Genomic DNA, 19,036 nt, shown 5'->3' on the forward strand with positions numbered 1-19,036 from the left:
CGATCGCGAAGGCGTCCGAGACCGGCCACGGCACCAACGTCATCCAGGGTCTCGCGGTCAGCCTGGAGAGCCCCGCCCTCCCCACGATCGTCATCTCGGTCGCGGTGATCGCCACCTATCAGCTCGCCGGGATCATCGGCATCGCGTTCGGCGCCACCTCGATGCTCGCGCTCGCGGGCATGGTCGTCGCACTCGACGCCTACGGTCCGGTCACCGACAATGCCGGCGGCATCGCCGAAATGGCGGGCCTCCCCGACGACGTCCGCCAGCGCACCGACGCACTCGACGCGGTCGGCAACACCACCAAAGCCGTGACCAAGGGCTATGCGATTGGCTCCGCGGCGCTAGCGGCGCTCGTGCTGTTCGGCGCCTACACCACCGATCTCGGCATCTATTTCCCCGAGATCACGGTGAACTTCTCGCTGAGCAACCCCTATGTCATCGTCGGCCTGCTGCTCGGCGCGCTGCTGCCGTTCAGCTTCGGCGCCTTCGGGATGACCGCGGTCGGCCGCGCCGCCGGCTCGGTGGTGGAAGACGTCCGCGCGCAGTTCCGCGACAATCCCGGGATCATGGCTGGCACCAGCCGCCCCGACTACGCGCGCACCGTCGATCTCGTCACCCGCGCCGCGATCAAGGAGATGATCATCCCGTCGCTGCTGCCGGTCCTGACGCCGATCGTGGTCTACTACGTCATCCTCGCCGTATCGGACCAGGCCAGCGCCTTCGCCGCGGTGGGTGCACTGCTCCTCGGCGTGATCGTGTCGGGGCTGTTCGTCGCGATCTCGATGACCTCGGGCGGCGGCGCGTGGGACAACGCCAAGAAGTATATCGAAGACGGCCATTACGGCGGCAAGGGCAGCGAGGCGCACAAGGCCGCGGTGACCGGCGACACCGTCGGCGATCCCTACAAGGACACCGCCGGCCCCGCGGTCAACCCGATGATCAAGATCACCAACATCGTCGCGCTGCTGTTGCTCGCGGCGCTCGCGGCGGGGAATGGCGGGGGCTGACGTCCGACGGATGAACTACGCCGAACGGGCCCTGCCGGACATGCAACGGCAGGGCCTTTCTTTGTCCGGTGAAGATCGCCCCGGAGTGATGCCCACCCACCCCGTTCGTTTCGAGCGAAGTCGAGAAACCGCGACGTCCACCCACCCCACAGGTTCTCGACGTCCTTCGAAACGAACGGTGGGGATCAAGCTGGCATCATCCTCGCCGACACATCAGGCGAAGTCGCCGAGCTTGGCCGCTTCCTCTTCCGCCTTAGCTTCTTCCGGAGAAATCGCTCCCTCATTCAGACCGTCGACAGGCTCAACATTCTCGTCGGGTTCGGTAGGCATATCGGTCATCACAGCATCCCTTCACCACCTGAAACGCGTCTAGGCGCATTTGGCCCCGCGACGTGCGCGCCGACCTCCAACCCGTCCATGTGTCCCAGCGAAGGCGGGGACCCAGTACTGGGCTCCCGCCTTCGCGGGAGCACAACGCGGCCCGGCACGCCGTCGCCCGCGACGCACAGATGCCTCCCAAACGGAGCCATCGTCCCCCGCAATCACCTCCAAAACGGACCCGACCCAGGGTTACCACAGCGCCACCACCCGCCACACTCCGGCGATGCGAACCACGCCGCCGAACCAGCTCTATTATGGCGACAATCTCGACGTCCTGCGCGATCATGTCGCGGCCGAGAGCGTCGACCTGATCTATCTCGATCCGCCGTTCAACTCCAACGCCAGCTACAACATCCTCTTCAAATCGCCCGACGGTGCAGGCGCGGACGCCAGTATCGAGGCGTTCGACGACACCTGGGCGTGGGGGCCTGCCGCCTCCGCCGCGCTGATGGACGTCACTGAAAGCGGCAACCACAGCCTCCACGTACTGATGCAGGCGATCCGGACGGCGATCGGCGAGAACGCGATGATGGCCTATCTCGCGATGATGGCGGTCCGGCTGGTCGAGCTGCACCGCGTGCTGAAACCCACGGGCAGCCTGTTCCTCCACTGCGACCCCACCGCCAGCCATTACCTGAAGCTCGTGCTCGACGCGGTGTTCGGCGTGAAGCAGTTCCGCAACGAGATCGTCTGGCTCTACACCGGCCCCGGCTCGCCCGGCGTCCGCCAGTTCCTGCGCAAGCACGACACCATCTTCTGGTATGCGAAGGGCGAGACCTGGACCTTCAACGTCGACGCGGTCCGCCAGCCGCACAGCGCCAAGACCAAGGCGAACTACAAGGGCGGGCTGGTCGGGTCGGGCTTCGTCGGCGCCGATCACCTCATCCACGAAGGCGGCAAGGTGCCCGAGGATTGGTGGCAGTTCGCGATCGCGCCGCGCGGCAAGGAATATCTCGGCTATCCCACGCAGAAGCCGATCAAGCTGCTCGAACGCATCGTCGCGGCGGCGTCTAACCCCGGAGACGTGGTGCTCGACCCGTTCTGCGGCTGCGGCACCGCGGTCGACGCCGCGCAGAAGCTCGGGCGGCGCTGGATCGGGATCGACGTCACGCATCTGTCGATCGGCCTCATCGAAAAACGCCTGACCGAAGGCTATGGCACCGCCGCTTCCTGGCAGACCATCGGCGTCCCCGCAGACCGCGAGAGCGCGGAACGCCTCGCCGCCGACGATCCGCATCAGTTCCAGCAATGGATCGCGCTGAAGCTCGGCGGGTGGCCGTGGAAGGGCGGCAAGAAGGGCGGCGACCGCGGCGTCGACGGCTATTTCTATTATGTCGGCGCGAACGGCCAGACCGAGACCGGCGTGATCTCGGTAAAGGCGGGCGCCAACGTCAACCCGGCGATGGTCCGCGACCTCGGCCGCGTGATGGCCCGCGACGGCCACGCCCTCGGCCTCTTCGTCTGCGCCGCGACCCCGACCCGCGGAATGGCTGACGAAGCCGCCAGCCACGGCCTGATCCAGACCGAGTTCGGCCGCTTCCCCGCGCTGCAGATCTTCACGCTCGCCGAACTATTCGAAAACCGCCACCCGCGCCTGCCGCCGCTCGTCAGCCCCAATCGCAGGGCAAGCCGCGTGGAGGTGCGCCCCTCCCATCAGCCGGACTCGCAGGGCGCGTTTCTGTAGAGAGCATGGGGGCAGCACCGCTACCAGCCCAGAGAACACTTCGCTTCTCTCCGAGAACGCCGCCACACGGATCGGCTCGGGTCAACCGCCGCTCGAATATCTAGCCGAATGGTCGCGATCTCGAGGCAGCGTGCTGTGCTCCCGCGAAGGCGGGAGCCCAGTACTCGGTCCCCGCCTTCGCGGGGACACAAGGCTACATGTCGGAATGATATGAACAGCGATGAAATCTGAGTGACGAAGCTGGAATGGCATGACCGTCGAAGAGCTACCGAACAGGTGCCCTCTCGACCCTTCGCATCTCGGACCAACCAAGGCACGACTCCGAGCATAGCTAGACCGCCTACTCCGCTGCGCAGCAGCAACGCTCACCCTCGGTGCACCACCCACCATCAGTTCCCGAACCGCAACAATCTCCGCGCCTCCGCGTCTCCGCGCGAACCATCTTCTTCGCGCCGTCGCGCCTTCGCGTGAACCCTGTCCTACAACCCCCGCCCCTGACACGCTCCCAACGCTCTTTCTCATCGTCGGCCAAGCTCACTCCACCAACCCAGACCCAGGCCCGCGCCCGCACCCGCGCGTAAGGTGCGACTCTTGTGACTCTTCGAACCGATTTAACCTCGGCTGCCTCGACCTTGGCGTTCGCCTTTCCTTTTGCCGCCTCTTCGGCTAAGGGCCCCGCTCACGAATTCCCCGACATCGCTAGAGGTTTGTTTGGCCAAGGAAGAACTGCTCGAAATGCGCGGACAGGTGGTGGAGCTTCTCCCCAACGCCATGTTCCGTGTCCGGCTCGAAAACGATCACGAAGTCCTGGGCCACACCGCGGGCAAGATGCGCAAGAACCGCATCCGCGTGCTCGTCGGCGACGAAGTGCTGGTCGAGATGACCCCCTACGATCTGACCAAGGGGCGGATCACCTACCGGTTCATGCCGGGTCGCGGCGGTCCTGGCCCGTCCTGATCCCGACCGGCGTCTCCGGGCGGATGGCCCCGTGACCCTCGTTCTCGCTTCCTCCTCCCCGCGCCGGCTAGAGCTGCTCGCGCGGATCGGCATCGTGCCCGATCGCATCGCCGCGCCCGACATCGACGAGGCGCCGCTGAAGGCCGAGCCACCGCGCGCCTATGTCCTGCGCATCGCGCTCGCCAAGGCCGCAGCGATCGATCGCGCGCCGGGTGAGATCGTGCTCGCCGGCGACACCACCGTCGCGGTCGGCCGTCGGATCCTCGGCAAGCCGGAGGACGAGGCCGACCTCCGCCGCATGCTCGCCCTGCTGTCCGGCCGCCGCCACCACTGCCTGTCCGCGGTCGTCGCGATCGCCGCCGACGGCACCGTCCGCCACCGCCTCTCCGACACCGTCATCGCCTTCCGCCCCCTCGGCGCGGCGGAGATCGACGCCTATGTCGCGTGCGGGGAAGGCATAGGTAAAGCCGGCGGCTACGCCATCCAGGGCCGTGCCGAGGCCTTCGTCCGGTTCATGGCGGGGAGCCATTCGGGCGTGGTCGGGCTGCCGCTGTCCGAAACCCGCGCCCTATTGAAGACCGCCGGCCTGCTCCTTGCCTGAATGGCTCTATGAAGCCGGCATCGGCGAGGCCCGTGCCGCGCTGGTCGACGACGGCACGATCGTCGAGGCGATCGTCGAGCGCGACGGCCTCCGCCTCGGCACCGTCGCCCCCGCCCGGCTGGTCGATCTCATCCCCGGCAATATGGGCCGCATCGCGCTTGCGGGTGGCGAGGCGCTGCTCACCCGCATACCGCCCGGCGTGACCCAGGGCGCGACGCTGACCGTCGAGATCGTCCGCGAGGTCATTCCTGAGGCAGGCCGCCCCAAGCTAGCCCGTGCCCGCGCCACCGAAGCCGCCCCAGCCCCGGGCCCCGACCTGCTCGCCCGCATCACCGCCACTGGCGTGCCCGTCCGCCACTGCCTAGCCCACCAACCCGATGCGCTCGAGGCTGCCGGCTGGTCGGAGACCCTGGAAGAGGCGATCACCGGCGAGATCGTCTTCCCGCTAGGCGCGCTCCGTCTCTCGCCCACCCCGGCGATGACGCTCTTCGACGTCGACGGTCCCGCCCCGATCGAACCGCTCGCGCTCGCCGCCGCTCGCAGCGTCGCGCTCGCGATCCGCCGCCACGGCATCGGCGGCTCGATCGGCATCGACTTCCCGACCCTCGCCGGCAAGGCCCCGCGCCAAGCGGTGGCCGAGACGATCGACGCGCACCTGCCGCCCCCGTTCGAACGCACCGCGGTAAACGGCTTCGGCTTCCTCCAGATCGTCCGCCCCCGCCCGCGCGCCTCGCTTCCCGAGCTGCTCCGCGCCGACCCCGCCGGCACCGCCGCTCGCGCCGCACTCCGCCGGATCGAGCGCGAACCACCCGGCGCCCCGCTCGGCCACCGCCTGCCCGCCCCGGTGATCGCATGGCTGACCGCGCGACCCGCGCTGCTCGCGGAACTCGCCCGCCGCACGGGCGTCGTCCACCGACTGGAGATTGCCTGATGGCCAAGCCCTGCCCGATCTGCGGCAAGCCCGCGTCCGCCACCCAGGACCCGTTCTGCTCCCGCGGCTGCCGCGACCGCGACCTGCTGCAATGGCTCGGCGACGGCTATCGCATTCCGGGACCGCCAGCCGATCAAGACGGGGTGGACAGCGACAAAAGTGCCGACTAAAGCCGCCGCTCCCGAACGGCGTTCGGGCATGCCCGGGTAGCTCAGTTGGTAGAGCATGCGACTGAAAATCGCAGTGTCGGCGGTTCGACCCCGTCCCCGGGCACCATAGACCTTACCGCTGCTGGCGTGTTCTGGTTGTGTGGCTGCGAAACGACCGAACTGCGCCGAACGATGCTGCGAGCGAGCGTCGGCGCCGCCCAAAACCTTAAGGGCGCATCGCGGACGCCCAAGCCTGGCCTAGGGCTACCGCCCCTTCAGCACAGCAGCGACGAACGGCGCTTTTCGTCGATAATCATCTCTTTCGACAAGTAGCTCCACGTGTCCCCGCGAAGGCGGGGACCCAGTCTTCGGCTCCCGCCTTCGCGAGAAGACAAACAGGTTTCATGACGCTCGCTCCAACGCGGCTTTATGCTCGAAGGGAGTGAGGACACGCTTCTCCGCCTCACTCTGCCTGGATCTGGGCTTCAGCCGGACAGACGACGACCGGCTCGCAATACGCCCCGCCACATCGCAGCAGATCAGCTTGCGACGACGGTCACCTTGACCTGCGACCGCCGGCCGCGGAGTGCCGGCCCTACCATCGCGAAGCCAACCAGCATCATCGCCCAAGTCGCCGGCTCCGGGACCGCCGACAGGAACTGGCGGTAGATATCCGCGCTATTGGCCACGTAGCCGCGGTTGTTCAGCACGTCGAAATTCAAGTTCCACCCGATCGCGTCGAAGGCGGCAAGGTCGAGCGCCGTGACCACCCCGACCCTCCCCTGGCAGCCTCTCGGCTCCATGATGCCGATCAAGTCGCAACTCGTGCTGGTGGAGCGCCAGTGCGACGCCTGACCGCCGTCGCCATTATACCCGCCGGTGGAGAAGGGAGCGTTGCCGAACACTTCGGTTTCGCCGCCGTCTATCGAGAAGTAAGTCGCGGTGCCCACCGCAAGATCGAGCACGGGATCGTTACCGGCTAAGCCGGACGGATCGGCACCGTAGCGAAACATGTCGAGCGCGTTGAACGTCGGCGTTTCGCTCAGATTGTAGCCGGGCGTTCCGATGTCGTCCCCGTTCGGGTGACCATGTTCATCGAGATCGTCCACGCCGGAGGCGAAGCCGAGCGCATGACCGATCTCGTGAATCGCCACGCCGACGAAATCGACATCGAAGGTGTTTATTCCGTCCGTGGGATCGAAGTCGAAATCGAGAAAGCGCGACACGCCGTCGTTGAACGCGATCATGCCGTCGACGATCGGATCGTCGGCGGCGATTGCGCCGATCGCCTTCAACACCGCGGTGTTGACGTACAGCATCCGGCTGCTTTCGGTGTCGCCGGTCACGAGGCTGAGGGTGCCGGTATCGACATTCCCGTCGGCAGCGGTGGCGTTGGTGATGAAGGTCGCACCACCCTGTGCATTGAGCGTCGGCAGTATTGCCGCCCGATCGAGCGTGGATCCGCTGCGGGTCAGGCCGATCTGCCGCTGCCAATCCGCGACACTATAGTCCTGCCGCACGATGTCGGCCGCAGCGATCACGTTCGGCGATAGCGAAACGCCCAGATTGATTGTCACGTCGTTGGTCAGCACTGAGCCCCAATATAGCGCAGCGATCTTGAAGCCGCGCTCGGCCTGCGTGCCCGCGATGCCGCCCTGGTCGATCATGTTGATGACCGCAGCGTCGGCGCTCGCCGTGGCAAGGCAGAGTGAGGCAGCCGTGCAACCGAGTATTTGCTTGATAGTCATGGTGTGGCCCAATCGCTGATTTCTTCGCCAACTGCGCGATGCCGTTGATGAGGTAAGAGACGTCAGGACAGGTTCCAGAGTCAATATGATACTGAGATAGACACTTCTAAATATCAGTAAGTACAATGCAGTTGATTTGCAGACAAATTGTTCATCGACTTATCATCAACCTCACAAAGATTGCCCACAGCTAAACTCATATCGGCAGACCTACGACTTCGCTTTGCAATTACGTTGCCAGTAAGGATCTGATCCAGCCCCACGAACCGCTAGATCATGAACTGGTAGAGCCGCGTCGGTTCCGTCCGAATCGCGAAATAGGGTTTGAAGATCTGCGCGCCGGTCTGGGCGTCCAGCACCCATTCTGCCGCGCCCGCAGTCCGCTGGCGCAGGGTCATTAATTGCTCCCGCGTATAGGGTACGAAACGATCGCCGGTCGCAAACAGGGCCAGCGGGCCGCGCATCATCGCAACCCGGTCGAGATGCTGGGGGTCGACAGCCTCCGGCCGCAGCTTCATGTCCATCGTCAGGTCTACACGGTCGCCCTGCCGCCATTGCCGGGTGATCGTGGCAAAGCGCCCGGGCGTCACCGCGGCCGCCACGGGCTGGCCGTTCACCACGATGCGCGTCGCGGAGCCCGCCCAGGCGGGGATGCGCAGGCGGAGCGCCATCGTCACCGGCCGCTTTGCCGCCACGGTCATCGCGATGGCATCGCCGAGCGGATAGCTGCCCTGCTGCGTGAGCGTGAGCGCCACCGCGCCGTCGGCCTGCCGCCAGACGACGCGCGAGGGCGTGTAGAGGTTGACGTAGAGACCCAGATTGTCGCGCAGATAGGCGTTGCATCGGCCGCCCCGCCGACCTCGATTTCGCGCCCTTCTACAAACAATATGACCGGCGCAGCGCGGTGTACTTCAAACGCTTTTCCGATGCCGCCTGGGTGACCGAGGAGACCGCGTTCAACGCCGAACAGGCTAGGCTGAAAGATGTCGCCGAGCGGTCGGTCGACGTCATGTTCCTCGGCGAGATGCAGCCCGAGCGCGATCACGCCTTGATCTCTGACGATTCCTTCCCCGTCACCTATCGTGGGCGGAACGGCCGCGACGCCCGGTCTGGCGGCTATTTCGAATTCACTCTGAAGATCAAGCCTGGCCCGCTCGTCCTCCAGGCCACCTATTGGGGCGATGAGCGCAAGCGCGACTTCGACATCCTCGTCGACAATGTGAAGGTCGCGACGCAAACGCTAGCGAACGACAGGCCCGGCAAGTTCTTCGACGTCGAATACCCGCTCCCGCCTGCGCTGACGAAGGGCAAGGCGCAGATCAAGGTCCGTTTCGTCCCCCACGACCGGCACATCGCCGGTCCGGTGTTCGGCGTCCGCCTCTATACCGCGAAGCCGGGCACCACCGCGTGAGCGCAGCCCGTCGAACGCCCCGGATGATGCATTTCGCCCTGATCGCGCTAGCATTAAGCGGTGTCGGCGAAGCCGCTCCGGGCAAACCGCTGTCGGCGGACGCGCAATTCCGCGCGCTCTACACATCCGAATATGCGTGGCGGCAACGGCAGGAACCGCCCGGTGAGGATAATGCCGGCGGTCCAGCGATGCGCCTGCCCGACGTCGGCCCCGCGGCGCAGGCGTTGAAATTGGAGCGCTGGACGAAGACCGCCGCATCGCTCGCCAGACTAGCGCCTTCGCTGTCGAAGGCCGAACGCGTGAACCTCGCGGTGTATCGCGGCCAGATAGACGCGCTGTTGAACGAACAGAAACTCCGCGACTACGAACGCCCCCTCAACGCCGACAGCAGCTTTTGGGGCGATATCGCGGCTTCCGCTCAGGAGCCGCTGAATACCGAGCAAGGTTATCGGCGCTACATCGCGATACTTCGCGACATCCCGCGCTATTATGATCAGCAGGTCGCGAACATGCGCGCCGGCCTGCGACGCGGCTTCACGATCCCCCGCATCACCTTGCAAGGCCGCGACGCCGACGTGGCGACCATCGCGGAAGCGAAGACACCGTCAGAAACACCCTTCTACGCCCCCTTCCAGACCTTCCCTTCGCAGATACCGGCCGCCACGCGAACCGCCCTGCGCGCCGAAGCGGTTACCGCGATTCGGGACGCCGTCATCCCGGCGAACCGCAAGCTTCTCGCCTTCCTGCGCGCCGAATACATTCCCGGCGCGACGACGCGTATCGACGCCTACAGCCTCCCGGACGGGCGCGCCTATTACCAGTCCAAGATATCCGAATACACCACGCTGGATCAGACACCCGAACAGGTTCATGCCATTGGTCTCGCCGAAGTCGCCAAGATCCGCATCCGCATGCAGAGCGTGATGCGGCAAGTAGCGTTCGACGGCGACTTGCCTGCCTTTCTCAAGTTTCTCCGTACCGACAAGCGATTCTACGCCAGAACTCCCCAGGAACTACTGAACCGAGCCGCGTGGATTTCGAAGATCGTCGACGGCAAGCTATCCCGCTATTTCCGCCGCCTCCCCCGCATGCGGTTCGCGATCAAGCCGGTGCCTGCCGAGGTCGCTCCCTTCTACACCGGGGGCCGCGGCGGCCCCGGTATATATCTGGTGAACACCTATGATCTCCCGGCCCGTCCGCTCTATTCGCTCCCCGCGCTGACCCTGCACGAAAGCGCGCCCGGCCATGCCTTCCAGATGCCGCTCGCCGCCGAGAACAAAACCCTGCCCGCCTTCCGTCGCGATGGCTATCTGTCGGTGTACGGCGAAGGCTGGGCGTTATATTGCGAAGCCCTCGGCGAAGAGATGGGCATCTACGAGACGCCTTACGAAGTCTTCGGCATGTTGAGCTACCAGATGTGGCGGGCCGCCCGCCTGGTGGTCGACACCGGCATCCACGCAAAGGGCTGGCCCCGCGAACAAGCCCGGACCTATCTTCACGACAACACGGCTTTGTCCGATCACGAGATCGGCACCGAAGTCGACCGCTACATCGCATGGCCGGGTCAGGCGGTCAGCTACTATACCGGCCAACTCGCCATCCAGTCCGCCCGCATCAAGGCCGAAAAGGCGCTCGGCCCCAAATTCGACGTCCGCGATTTCCACGACGCGATCCTAGAGACCGGGGCCGTTCCCCTGCCGGAACTCGGCGCCCGCATCGACCGCCTGATCGCGGATGGCGGCAAAGGGCCGTACAGCGATGATGAATAGGCTCCTCCTCGGGGCCGCCGCGATCCCCGCCGCGCTCCTCGCGCAGCAGGATATCGTCGCACCCGGCAACCCGATCCTCGCCGACGGCCGCTACTACTCGGCCGACCCGGCCCCCTTCGTCGACGGCGAGACACTTTACATCCTCACCGGCCGCGACGAGGCGCCGGTCGGCGTCAACGACTTCATCATGAATGAGTGGCAATTGCTGGTCACCACCGATGTCGCCTCCGACCGCTGGCGCCACTATCCCGCGATCGCCAAGCCGGAAGCGATCTTCGTCTGGGCCGACCGCGGCCGCGCCTATGCCGGCCAGATCGTGAAGGGCACCGACGGCCGCTTCTATCTCTACGCCTCGGTAGTCGAGAAGAAGAGCAATGCAGACGACAGGTTCGCGATCGGCGTCGCGGTGGCGGACACCCCTCTCGGCCCCTGGCGCGACGCGCATCCCGCCGGCCCGATCATCTCGCAGGTCGTCCCCGTCACCAACCGCATCCAGAACATCGACCCGACGATATCGATCGACGATGACGGCCGCGTCTTCATCTTCTGGGGCACGTTCGGCCGACTGCGCGGCATGGAACTCGCGCGCGACATGACCACGCCGGCAGGGCCGGAGACCACGATCCCCGGCCTGACCGGCTTCTTCGAGGCACCTTGGATCATGAAGCGGCGGGGCACCTATTACATGCTCTACGCCGGCAACGACGCGGGGCCGCACAGTGATTGCACCCCCGCGATCTACCACGCCTGCATCGCCTATGGCACCGCCCCTTCGCCCCTCGGGCCGTGGACCTATCGCGGCGTCATCCTGAAGCCCGTTTCCTCCACCACCTCTCACCCCGGCGCCGTCGAGTTCAAGGGACACTGGTATCTCGCCTACCACACCGCCGATGCGGTCGGCGGCGGCCATTTCCGCCGCAGCGTAGCGATCGACCGATTGGCGTGGAACGACGACATCACCCCCGCCGCGATCCTCCCCGTCCTTCCAACCAAGCGTCCGCCGCCGTCCCTAGCGCCAACCCGCAATATCGCCGGCGCGGCGACCGCATCGGCATCGGACGAGCCGATCCCGGTGCAATTCTGGATCAAGGCCCTGAACGACGGCATCGTCCGCCAATCGCCCCTGCCCCCCGACATGTGGAGCACCTGGACGGGCCGGAACCCACCGCAGTCGTGGGTCGAGTATCGCTGGCCGCAACCCGTCACGATCGACGGTGCGCGCATCCGCTTCTTCGCCGATCAGCCAGCCGGGTCCGGCATCGGCATCGCACCCCCCGCGGCCTGGCATCTGGAATATTGGGCGAAGGGCTGGAAAAGGATCGCAGCCCGCTACGGCAATGCTGCCACGCACTTCGAGGTCGCCCGCTTCCCGGGAGTCACCACGAATCGCCTGCGCGCCGTGTTCGGGGCCTCTCGCCGCGGCAATGACATAGCCGGGGTGGCGGTTGAGGAATGGGAGGTACTCGCAGCGCCGTCATCCAGGTGAGCACCATGTGCGTTCAACCCACGACACGACCTTATCGACCGCCGAACATGACTTTCAATGGTCGAGACTGACCACGGCCTTGCTGCTCGAGCTCCTGATCCCGGCTTCGATGACCTCGATCACCCACGCTCCTTGCTCGGCCGGAACGGGGTTGGGCCCTCCCGATCGGATTGCATCACGCACGCCTTCGTAGAAGCGTCGATAGTCGCCCGGAGGACCGTGGTACCTGTCTACCGGCGCGTCGGCCAAGGTCAGTATTCCCGGCTGCTTATCGACTCCCCAATCGGCACCCCCCGGAACGGATCGAATCTGAAGCGCCGCCTCCTGCGGGTCCACGCCCTGCTTCACGTAGCTGCCGCGTTCGCCGTGCAGGACGAACCGCGTGCGATCGTCGACCGCGAGGCAGGTGGAATGGAGCACCACCCGGAGCGAGTCATAGAACAGGATCGCATGAAAATAATCGTCCGCGCGAGCGCCTCGTCGTTGCGCCGCGATGTCGGCGAAGATCGCTTGCGCACGGCCGAACAGTTGATGAGCCTGGTCGATGAGGTGAGAGCCCAGATCGAACCAGATACCGGCACCCGGTTCGGCTCGCTCTCGCCACCGATCGCGCACGACCGGGCGATAACGGTCCAGCCGGGACTCGAAGTAGGAGATGTCTCCCAGGGTCCCGCTGTCCATCACCTGCCGCACGGCCAGAAAGTCGGCATCCCACCGTCGGCTTTGATAAACGCTGAGGGTCGTGCCGCAGTCGTCGGCGAGCTTTGCGAGACGCCAGGCATCTGCGCTTCGGACCGTGAAGGGCTTGTCCACGACCACGTGCTTGCCATGCCGTAGCGCCTGCTCCGCCAGCGGGGCGTGTGTCTCGTTTGGCGTGACGACGACTACGAGATCGATTGCCTCATCGAGAAAAGCCTCCTCCGGAGAGCGCACCGTCTTCATTCCAGGCAGATCAAGCGCGACCTTGGAGGGGTCGCTGGTAACGACGGTCGCGACCTCCATTCCCCGCGTCTTGTTGATCAGCGGCACGTGGAGCGTGCGCCCGCCATAGCCATAGCCGATGACGGCGGCTCGGACGGGCGCGGGTGGACGATCCGTCAATCCGGTCACTGCGGTACTCCCTTACGATGCGACGCTCGATCCACAGGGCGCGGTATCGCACAAACAAAATGCCGGCGCCCCATCGGGGCACCGGCATATCGTGCAATCGTCGCGATCAGAAGTCGGCGCGGATACCGAGGCGGAAGGTGCGGCCCAGGACGTCGTAGAGCAGCGGGTTGAACCCGTAGCTCACGCCGTTCTGCGGCGATTGCTCGGGCGCCTTGTTGGCGAGGTTGTCGACCTTGAAGTAAGCGGAGATTTGCTTGGAGATGTTCCACGAACCGCCGACATCGACATAGAAGGCGCCCGGCATCGAATTGTCGCCGATCGTCGAGGTGTTGCCGGTGGGATCCGTTGCAGGGCAGCTGCCTGGATCGCACTCGACATATTCGTTCGAATAGACGCCGTCGGAGAACCAACGCTCGGTAACCGAGAGCGAGAACTTGTCCGTGTCCCAGCTCTGGATCGCGAGCAGCTTCCAGTCAGGCGTGCTGCCCCGGTTGTTGCCGGCTTGCTCCGTCGGGATGGTTCCGGGCAGGCCCGATGTTTCGGTGTAATGCAGCACCCGCGTCGCGAGCCCGCGGATGGCGAAAGAGCCCGGCAGGCCGAGCCCGCTGAGCGGACGACGATAGCTCGCTTCGATATCGAACCCGTTGGTCCGCACCTGTGCGAAGTTGAACAGCTGCTCGTTCACGAAGAGCGAGCCGGCCGAGGTGTCGAGGTTGAAGGATGAACAGAACTCGGTGATGTTCTGCTGGAAGCACTGGTTGATCGCCGCCTGACCGCTGAAGGGGATGATGATCCCCTTCACCTTGATGTTGTAATAGTCGAACGAGGCGTTGAAGCCCGGCAGGAAACCGGCTTCGCTGCCGTCGAAGACGATGCCGCCGGTCGTGTTGCGCGAGGTTTCAGGGCGCAGGCCGGTATTGCCGATCGTGTTCGTCGGCGCCTGGACGAACTGCCCGGCGGTCGGCGACTGACCGGGTGCGCGGGTGTCCAGATACGTCGCGTTCGCGAATGTCGGGGTCCGGAACAGTTCCGACAGGTTCGGCGCACGCACGTCGCGCGAGGTTACGCCGCGCAGGCGAATGCCCGTGAGCGGGGTGTCCCAGGTGCCGCCGACCTTCCAGCTCGTGATCCAGCCCGAGGTGCTGTAGCGGGTCTGGCGGACGCCGGCGTTGATGTTCGCGCGGCCGATCTGATCCTCGCTCGAAATCGGGATATCGAGCTCGAGAAAACCTTCGTGGACGTTGTACCGGCCGGTGCCGTTCTTGTAGTTGCCGGCATACCAGTTGCCCCCGGTCGCGGTGTTCTGGGTCGGATCGGCCGGGTAGTCGGCGGTGTTCGGGCTGTCTGCCGTTACGCCATTGCCGTACGGGTCGGCCCTGGTGCGATACCATTCCCGCCGGAATTCATAGCCGAATGCTACCGACAGCGGTCCGGCCCAGGTCTGCATTGGCTGGCCGTTGAAGCTGAGCGCCGCTGCATTCTGGCTCGACCAGGTATGCTGGTACGGTCCGACCTCCGGCTTCACGTAGTTCAACGCCGCCTCAGTCACACCGCCGTCACCGATGATGTTGAGCGGCGAGCAGCCCGCGGCGCGTGCCGCCACGTTCGCGCAGGCGATCGTGCCGTTCGGCAGGCGCACGGCCTGATAGGCAGTCCGGAAGCGCGACAGGTTGAGCATGTTGGACACATGCAGGTCGGTATAGTTGTGCCCATATTCGTAATAGGCGTCGTAGCTCCACTCGGTGCCGAGGCCGCGGAACTTGCCCGCCGCACCCAGCACGCCGCGCAGGTTGGTGCGCACCGGACGCACCTTGATGAAGTCGCCGAGCTGCGCCAGTGCCGAGCCGTACTGGAACTGCGTGATCCCCGCATTGGTGCAGGCCTGCTGGATCGCAGCCGGTACGAACGGATTGGCATTGGGGTTGGCGAGGCCGCACTGGATCGTCAGGTTCGCCTGCTGGGCGAAGCCCGGGTTCGGCGAATTTTCCGACTTCACCCGCGACGCATTGAAGGTGGCGTAGATCTCGTTGTCCGGCGCGAAGTCATAGCCGACGCGGCCGTAAGCGTTGTACCGCTCAAGCTTGCTCGCAAGGCTGGTGCCCGCGCCCACGACGCCGCTGGTGTCGCCGCCCGAGCAAAAGGACGGCGTACAGCCGGTCACGCCGCCCGTGCCGGTCGGCACGCCGTTCGATCCATATTGGAACTGGTAGGGCTGGCCACCCGCGCCGAAGGCGATCCCCTGCAGCGGACCCGACGTGATCAGACCGAACTTCGCATATTGATACTGTTGCGCGTTGTTGATGTAGCGGATGCGCGGCTGGCCGGCGGGGGTGTTGGTGACGCCGGTCTGCACGAAGGCGGGCGAGTCGAACCAATCGCGGCCGTTGGCGCCGGTGATGCCGAAGCCGGGATTGGGAACGCCGCCCTGGTAGCCATATTCGCCGCTGAGCGCGACGTGCAGGCGATCTTCGGCGAAGCTATTGCCCCACGCGACCTGCGCGGTGCCGCCCGCATCGTCGCCATAGGTGGTGATGCTGCCCTGGATGTTTGCCTTGAAGCCCTTGAAGCGCTTGTCGGTGACGAAGTTGACCACGCCCGCGACCGCGTCCGACCCATAGGATGCCGAGGCGCCGCCATTCACCACGTCGACCCGCTGGATCAACAGCTGCGGGAACTGGCTGACGTCAGTGACGCCGGAGTAGTTGGCGCCGACGAAGCGCTGCCCGTCGAGCAGGGTCAACGTCCGGATCGCGCCCAAGCCGCGGAGCGCGAAGGAGCTGAGACCCTGGATGCCGCTCGACGTGCTGCCGACCGACGTCGCGCGGCCCGTGCTGCCCTGAAGCGACGGCAACTGCGTCACCGCATTGAAGATGTTCGGTTGGGCGAGGCGGTTGAGATCGGCCGCGCCGATCACCTGCGTCGGAGTCGGCGCGGAAAAGCCGCTGGACGTGATCCGCGAGCCGCTGACGACGATATCTTGCGTCGCCGTGCTATCCTCGGCGACCTGCGCGTCGAGGGTAGTAGCCGACTCCGCGGTCGCAGGATCGGCGGCGGATGGCGTGCTGGCGGCGGAACCGGGCTGGACCGTAGGCGCGGGCACGGTCCGTGCGGCCGGATCGGTCTGCGCAAGCGCGGGTGATGCGAGTGTCAGGGCTAACGCCGTGCCGCTGGCGGTCGCCATTGCCCAGCCACGGATCGAAGCACCGCATTGCGCCGTGATTGTAGATGTCGTCATGAAATCCCCTCCTCCCGAATTATCATTCGGAGAGGGGTCGACTTGAACTCGGGTGGCGCATCGCGCCTGCTGCGTGATCGCGGTTTTACCGCTCGATCACGCCCCCTCGTCCCGCCGGGAGATCCTCTCCATCTAGCATCATCTTTGTCGACGATCCGCAAGCGTTTGTCGACAACTTTATCGTCGTGTGTGCAGAATTTTGCATTCGATGTTCACAGGCGAAATTACATTATCGAAGAAAGACTTAGGAACCGGGAATTCTGGATGCGTGCAGCGTCGTCATTTTTCGGGCAGGCCGAAGACGTAGACCGCATATCCCGTAACCGGCCGGTGCACCTCCGTCAGCATCGTCCCGGGCTTCAGCTGCGGACTGCCGCCACCAAGTGCGGTGGTAACCGCGATATATTGCTTGCCGTCGGCGCTGAACGATACCGGAAACCCCTGCACCGTCGTGCCGAGTCGTGTCTTCCACAGCGTCTGCCCGTTGCGCACATCGACTGCGCGGAACACGCGATCGAAATCGCCGACGAAGGCCAGATTGCCGGCTGTCGAGACCACGGAGGTCAGGAACGGCGCGCGCTGCTGAAACGTCCAGAGCGGCTTCAGGTCGGCGGCGCGATAGGCCGACAGGCGGCCGATATTGCCGCCGATGCCCGGGCTTTCGTAATATACCTGACTACCGTTCCCCAGCATCAGCACGCAGCTTTGGCTAAGCGGAATGACCAGCGCATCGGTCGGCTGATGATAGCTCATCGCCTGCCAATTATGCCCGCCTTCCGGACCGGGGCAGGACGACAGCCACTGGTCGGATTTCTGCTGAACCACGTCCTTGCGATAGGTCGGGCGGCCGGTCTTCGGATCGATGCTGGTGAAGACGTTCTGGAACACGGTCTGTGCCGAATCGACATACTTGCCCGTCTCGCGATCCAGTTTCCAGAGGATGCCGACCTTGCCGATCGTGAACAGCGACTTCTTCGGCCCGTGGTCGATCAGGACCCGCTCGAACACCTCGTCCAGGTCGAACGTCTCGCCGGGAGCGTGGTTGAACCACCATTTCAGCTTGCCGTTGCCCGGATCCAGCGCGAGCGTCGAATTGGCGTAATCGGTCGCGCCGGTCGCGGAGCCGCGCTCGTCGCGTCGCCAGGGCTTGCCCTGCGCCGTGCCCCAATAGGTGGTGTCGAGCTCGGGATCGTAAGTGCCCGCGATCCACGTCTCCGTACCCTTGCGGTCGTTGTCGGGCATCCCGCCCCAGCTGTCGCCACCCGGCTGCCCGGTCAGCGCCACCGTGGTGAATTTCCAGTCGCGCTTGCCGGTCTGCGCGTCATAGGCGCTGATGTAGCAATGGTCGGGCGTGCCCTTTCGCCCGCAGTTCGTCATCCCGACGATCACCTTGCCCTTGATGATGATGAGGCCCCCGGTCGAGGACCCGACACCCTTCTTCTCGTCGGTGATGTGCGTCTTCCACACTTCGCGCCCGCTGCGCGCGTCGAGTGCATAGACGTATCCCTCCGGCGTGTTGACGTACAGATTGGTGCCGTACAGCCCCATCGCACGCGTCTCGACAGACGAAGGCCCCGGCCCCGCACTCTTGGGCAGCGGCCCGAGCCGATTCTCCCACAGGAGCTCGCCCTCGCGCGCGTCGAGCGCCTGGATCGTGTTGCCGACGCCCCACATGTACATGATGCCGTTATGGACGATGGGGGTATCCTCCATCGTGCCGTTCTCGGGCATCGACCACATCCATTTGAGCTGCAACCGACCGACGTTGCCGGTGTCGATCTGGTCCAGCGGACTGTAGCTCCACCCCTGATAGTTGCGTCGGAACATCAGCCAGTCGCCCGCCGGCGGATCGCGCAGCATCGCGTCGGTGACCGGCACGTAATCCTTGATGGCGCCTTCCAGGCTCAGGCCCAGCTTGGTCGGCAGCACGAAGCGGCCAGGATCGGAGTATTTCACCACCTGCCCCGGTGCGGCGAACCCGGCGGAGGTCGCGGGCGCAGGCGAGCCGCCCGGCCCGTTGGCGGGAGCCGCCTCCTTCGCACCGGCGATCTGCACGTTCTGCGAGGCGGCACTGCCCGGCGCTGGTCCGGCGTCTTCGGTCGTGGGCGGCGACACCGCGGCTTCGACGGAGGCATCGGCGGGCACCTTGCCGCTGGCGATCGGGCCCAGCACCGTCTGATTGGTCCGATCCAGCGGGGTCGCGCCGGACGGAACGCCGTTCACGTAGAGCATGTACGCCACGATCGCGTCGTAGGTCGCGTCATCCAGCGAGCCGCCGCGGCCATAGGGCATCGAGGCGTGGACCTTGCTGTAGAGCGCGGCGACCGGCCGCTTTCCCCACACGTTGAGGAACGAGGCACCGGCCAGCGCGGGCGCATCGTTCGCCCCGGCGAGATCGCCCTGGTGGCAGGCCGCGCACTGCTCGGCATAGGCTACACGCCCTGCCTGAACCTGCTGCGGAGTGAAGAAGCCGATGCTGCCCTGCCCCACGGCAAGGCTGGCGGCGAAGGCGCCGGTCGCGGCGACCAGCAGCAGATAGGGCCGAAGGCGGTTGGTCATCGGTA

Annotated in this window: 15 protein-coding genes and 1 tRNA gene; 10 read left to right on the forward strand and 6 right to left on the reverse strand. The window is 65.5% G+C overall.

Features of this window, described 5'->3' with window-relative positions; translation table 11 throughout:
* On the forward strand, positions 1-1,010 hold a 1,010-nt coding region (locus ACFE77_RS00005), incomplete at its 5' end, for a sodium/proton-translocating pyrophosphatase (protein ID WP_375419562.1).
* A 213-nt stretch (positions 1,011-1,223) separates the two neighbouring features.
* On the opposite strand, the gene ACFE77_RS00010 is transcribed toward ACFE77_RS00005, so the two are convergent.
* Positions 1,224-1,349, reverse strand: a complete 126-nt coding sequence (locus ACFE77_RS00010; protein ID WP_375419563.1) for a hypothetical protein — start codon at positions 1,347-1,349, stop codon at positions 1,224-1,226.
* A gap of 265 nt (positions 1,350-1,614) precedes the next feature.
* Here ACFE77_RS00010 and ACFE77_RS00015 point away from each other — a divergent pair, with 265 nt between their 5' ends.
* From ACFE77_RS00015 to ACFE77_RS00040, 6 genes are all read left to right on the forward strand, one after another.
* On the forward strand, positions 1,615-3,075 hold the full coding sequence (locus tag ACFE77_RS00015; RefSeq protein ID WP_375419564.1) for a DNA-methyltransferase: 1,461 nt from the start codon (positions 1,615-1,617) through the stop codon (positions 3,073-3,075).
* A 711-nt stretch (positions 3,076-3,786) separates the two neighbouring features.
* The gene (gene infA, locus ACFE77_RS00020) at positions 3,787-4,032 is read left to right on the forward strand and encodes a translation initiation factor IF-1 (RefSeq protein ID WP_183987054.1); all 246 of its coding nucleotides are present in this window, start codon (positions 3,787-3,789) and stop codon (positions 4,030-4,032) included.
* A 31-nt stretch (positions 4,033-4,063) separates the two neighbouring features.
* Positions 4,064-4,633, forward strand: a complete 570-nt coding sequence (locus ACFE77_RS00025; protein ID WP_375419565.1) for a Maf family protein — start codon at positions 4,064-4,066, stop codon at positions 4,631-4,633.
* Positions 4,626-5,564, forward strand: a complete 939-nt coding sequence (locus tag ACFE77_RS00030) for a ribonuclease (protein WP_375419566.1) — start codon at positions 4,626-4,628, stop codon at positions 5,562-5,564. The genes ACFE77_RS00025 and ACFE77_RS00030 overlap by 8 nt, the downstream gene beginning before the upstream one ends.
* Positions 5,564-5,734, forward strand: a complete 171-nt coding sequence (locus ACFE77_RS00035) for a DNA gyrase inhibitor YacG (protein WP_375419567.1) — start codon at positions 5,564-5,566, stop codon at positions 5,732-5,734. The genes ACFE77_RS00030 and ACFE77_RS00035 overlap by 1 nt, the downstream gene beginning before the upstream one ends.
* Positions 5,735-5,764: 30 nt before the next feature.
* Positions 5,765-5,840, forward strand: a tRNA-Phe gene (locus ACFE77_RS00040).
* Between the two features lie 412 nt (positions 5,841-6,252).
* Here the strand turns inward: ACFE77_RS00040 and ACFE77_RS00045 are convergent.
* Together ACFE77_RS00045 and ACFE77_RS00050 are read right to left on the reverse strand one after the other, a co-directional pair.
* Positions 6,253-7,461 carry an NF038122 family metalloprotease gene (locus ACFE77_RS00045; protein WP_375419568.1) on the reverse strand — a complete coding sequence of 403 codons (1,209 nt, stop codon included), beginning with the start codon at positions 7,459-7,461 and terminating at the stop codon, positions 6,253-6,255.
* 269 nt (positions 7,462-7,730) lie between these two features.
* Positions 7,731-8,348 (reverse strand): hypothetical protein, encoded by a 618-nt coding sequence (locus tag ACFE77_RS00050; RefSeq protein ID WP_375419686.1) that lies wholly within the window; start codon positions 8,346-8,348, stop codon positions 7,731-7,733.
* A gap of 17 nt (positions 8,349-8,365) precedes the next feature.
* Here ACFE77_RS00050 and ACFE77_RS00055 point away from each other — a divergent pair, with 17 nt between their 5' ends.
* The 3 genes from ACFE77_RS00055 to ACFE77_RS00065 all read left to right on the forward strand — a co-directional run bounded on the left by ACFE77_RS00055 (position 8,366) and on the right by ACFE77_RS00065 (position 12,127).
* The gene (locus tag ACFE77_RS00055; protein WP_375419569.1) at positions 8,366-8,872 is read left to right on the forward strand and encodes a DUF6805 domain-containing protein; all 507 of its coding nucleotides are present in this window, start codon (positions 8,366-8,368) and stop codon (positions 8,870-8,872) included.
* A gap of 188 nt (positions 8,873-9,060) precedes the next feature.
* A complete protein-coding gene (locus ACFE77_RS00060; RefSeq protein WP_375419570.1) occupies positions 9,061-10,641 on the forward strand; it encodes a DUF885 family protein in 1,581 nt (526 codons plus the stop codon).
* The gene (locus ACFE77_RS00065; RefSeq protein ID WP_375419571.1) at positions 10,634-12,127 is read left to right on the forward strand and encodes a family 43 glycosylhydrolase; all 1,494 of its coding nucleotides are present in this window, start codon (positions 10,634-10,636) and stop codon (positions 12,125-12,127) included. The genes ACFE77_RS00060 and ACFE77_RS00065 overlap by 8 nt, the downstream gene beginning before the upstream one ends.
* Positions 12,128-12,181: 54 nt before the next feature.
* Here the strand turns inward: ACFE77_RS00065 and ACFE77_RS00070 are convergent, their stop codons facing one another.
* From ACFE77_RS00070 to ACFE77_RS00080, 3 genes are all read right to left on the reverse strand, one after another.
* Positions 12,182-13,237, reverse strand: coding sequence for an oxidoreductase (locus ACFE77_RS00070; RefSeq protein ID WP_375419572.1), 1,056 nt, complete (start codon positions 13,235-13,237; stop codon positions 12,182-12,184).
* Positions 13,238-13,343: 106 nt separating this feature from the next.
* Entirely contained in the window at positions 13,344-16,472 is a 3,129-nt protein-coding gene (locus tag ACFE77_RS00075; protein WP_375419573.1) for a TonB-dependent receptor domain-containing protein, read from the reverse strand.
* A 279-nt stretch (positions 16,473-16,751) separates the two neighbouring features.
* Positions 16,752-19,031, reverse strand: coding sequence for a PQQ-binding-like beta-propeller repeat protein (locus ACFE77_RS00080; protein WP_375419574.1), 2,280 nt, complete (start codon positions 19,029-19,031; stop codon positions 16,752-16,754).
* Between the last annotated feature and the right edge of the window lie 5 nt (positions 19,032-19,036).

It is taken from the genome of uncultured Sphingomonas sp. (assembly GCF_964243315.1).
GTDB lineage: Bacteria > Pseudomonadota > Alphaproteobacteria > Sphingomonadales > Sphingomonadaceae > Sphingomonas.

Coding starts and splice junctions, on each gene's coding strand:
- ACFE77_RS00010 (WP_375419563.1), bottom strand. CDS start 1,349: ATGACCGATATGCCTACCGAACCCGACGAGAATGTTGAGCCTGTCGAC.
- ACFE77_RS00015 (WP_375419564.1), top strand. CDS start 1,615: ATGCGAACCACGCCGCCGAACCAGCTCTATTATGGCGACAATCTCGAC.
- ACFE77_RS00035 (WP_375419567.1), top strand. CDS start 5,564: ATGGCCAAGCCCTGCCCGATCTGCGGCAAGCCCGCGTCCGCCACCCAG.
- ACFE77_RS00045 (WP_375419568.1), bottom strand. CDS start 7,461: ATGACTATCAAGCAAATACTCGGTTGCACGGCTGCCTCACTCTGCCTT.
- ACFE77_RS00060 (WP_375419570.1), top strand. CDS start 9,061: ATGCGCCTGCCCGACGTCGGCCCCGCGGCGCAGGCGTTGAAATTGGAG.
- ACFE77_RS00065 (WP_375419571.1), top strand. CDS start 10,634: ATGAATAGGCTCCTCCTCGGGGCCGCCGCGATCCCCGCCGCGCTCCTC.
- ACFE77_RS00075 (WP_375419573.1), bottom strand. CDS start 16,472: ATGACGACATCTACAATCACGGCGCAATGCGGTGCTTCGATCCGTGGC.
- ACFE77_RS00080 (WP_375419574.1), bottom strand. CDS start 19,031: ATGACCAACCGCCTTCGGCCCTATCTGCTGCTGGTCGCCGCGACCGGC.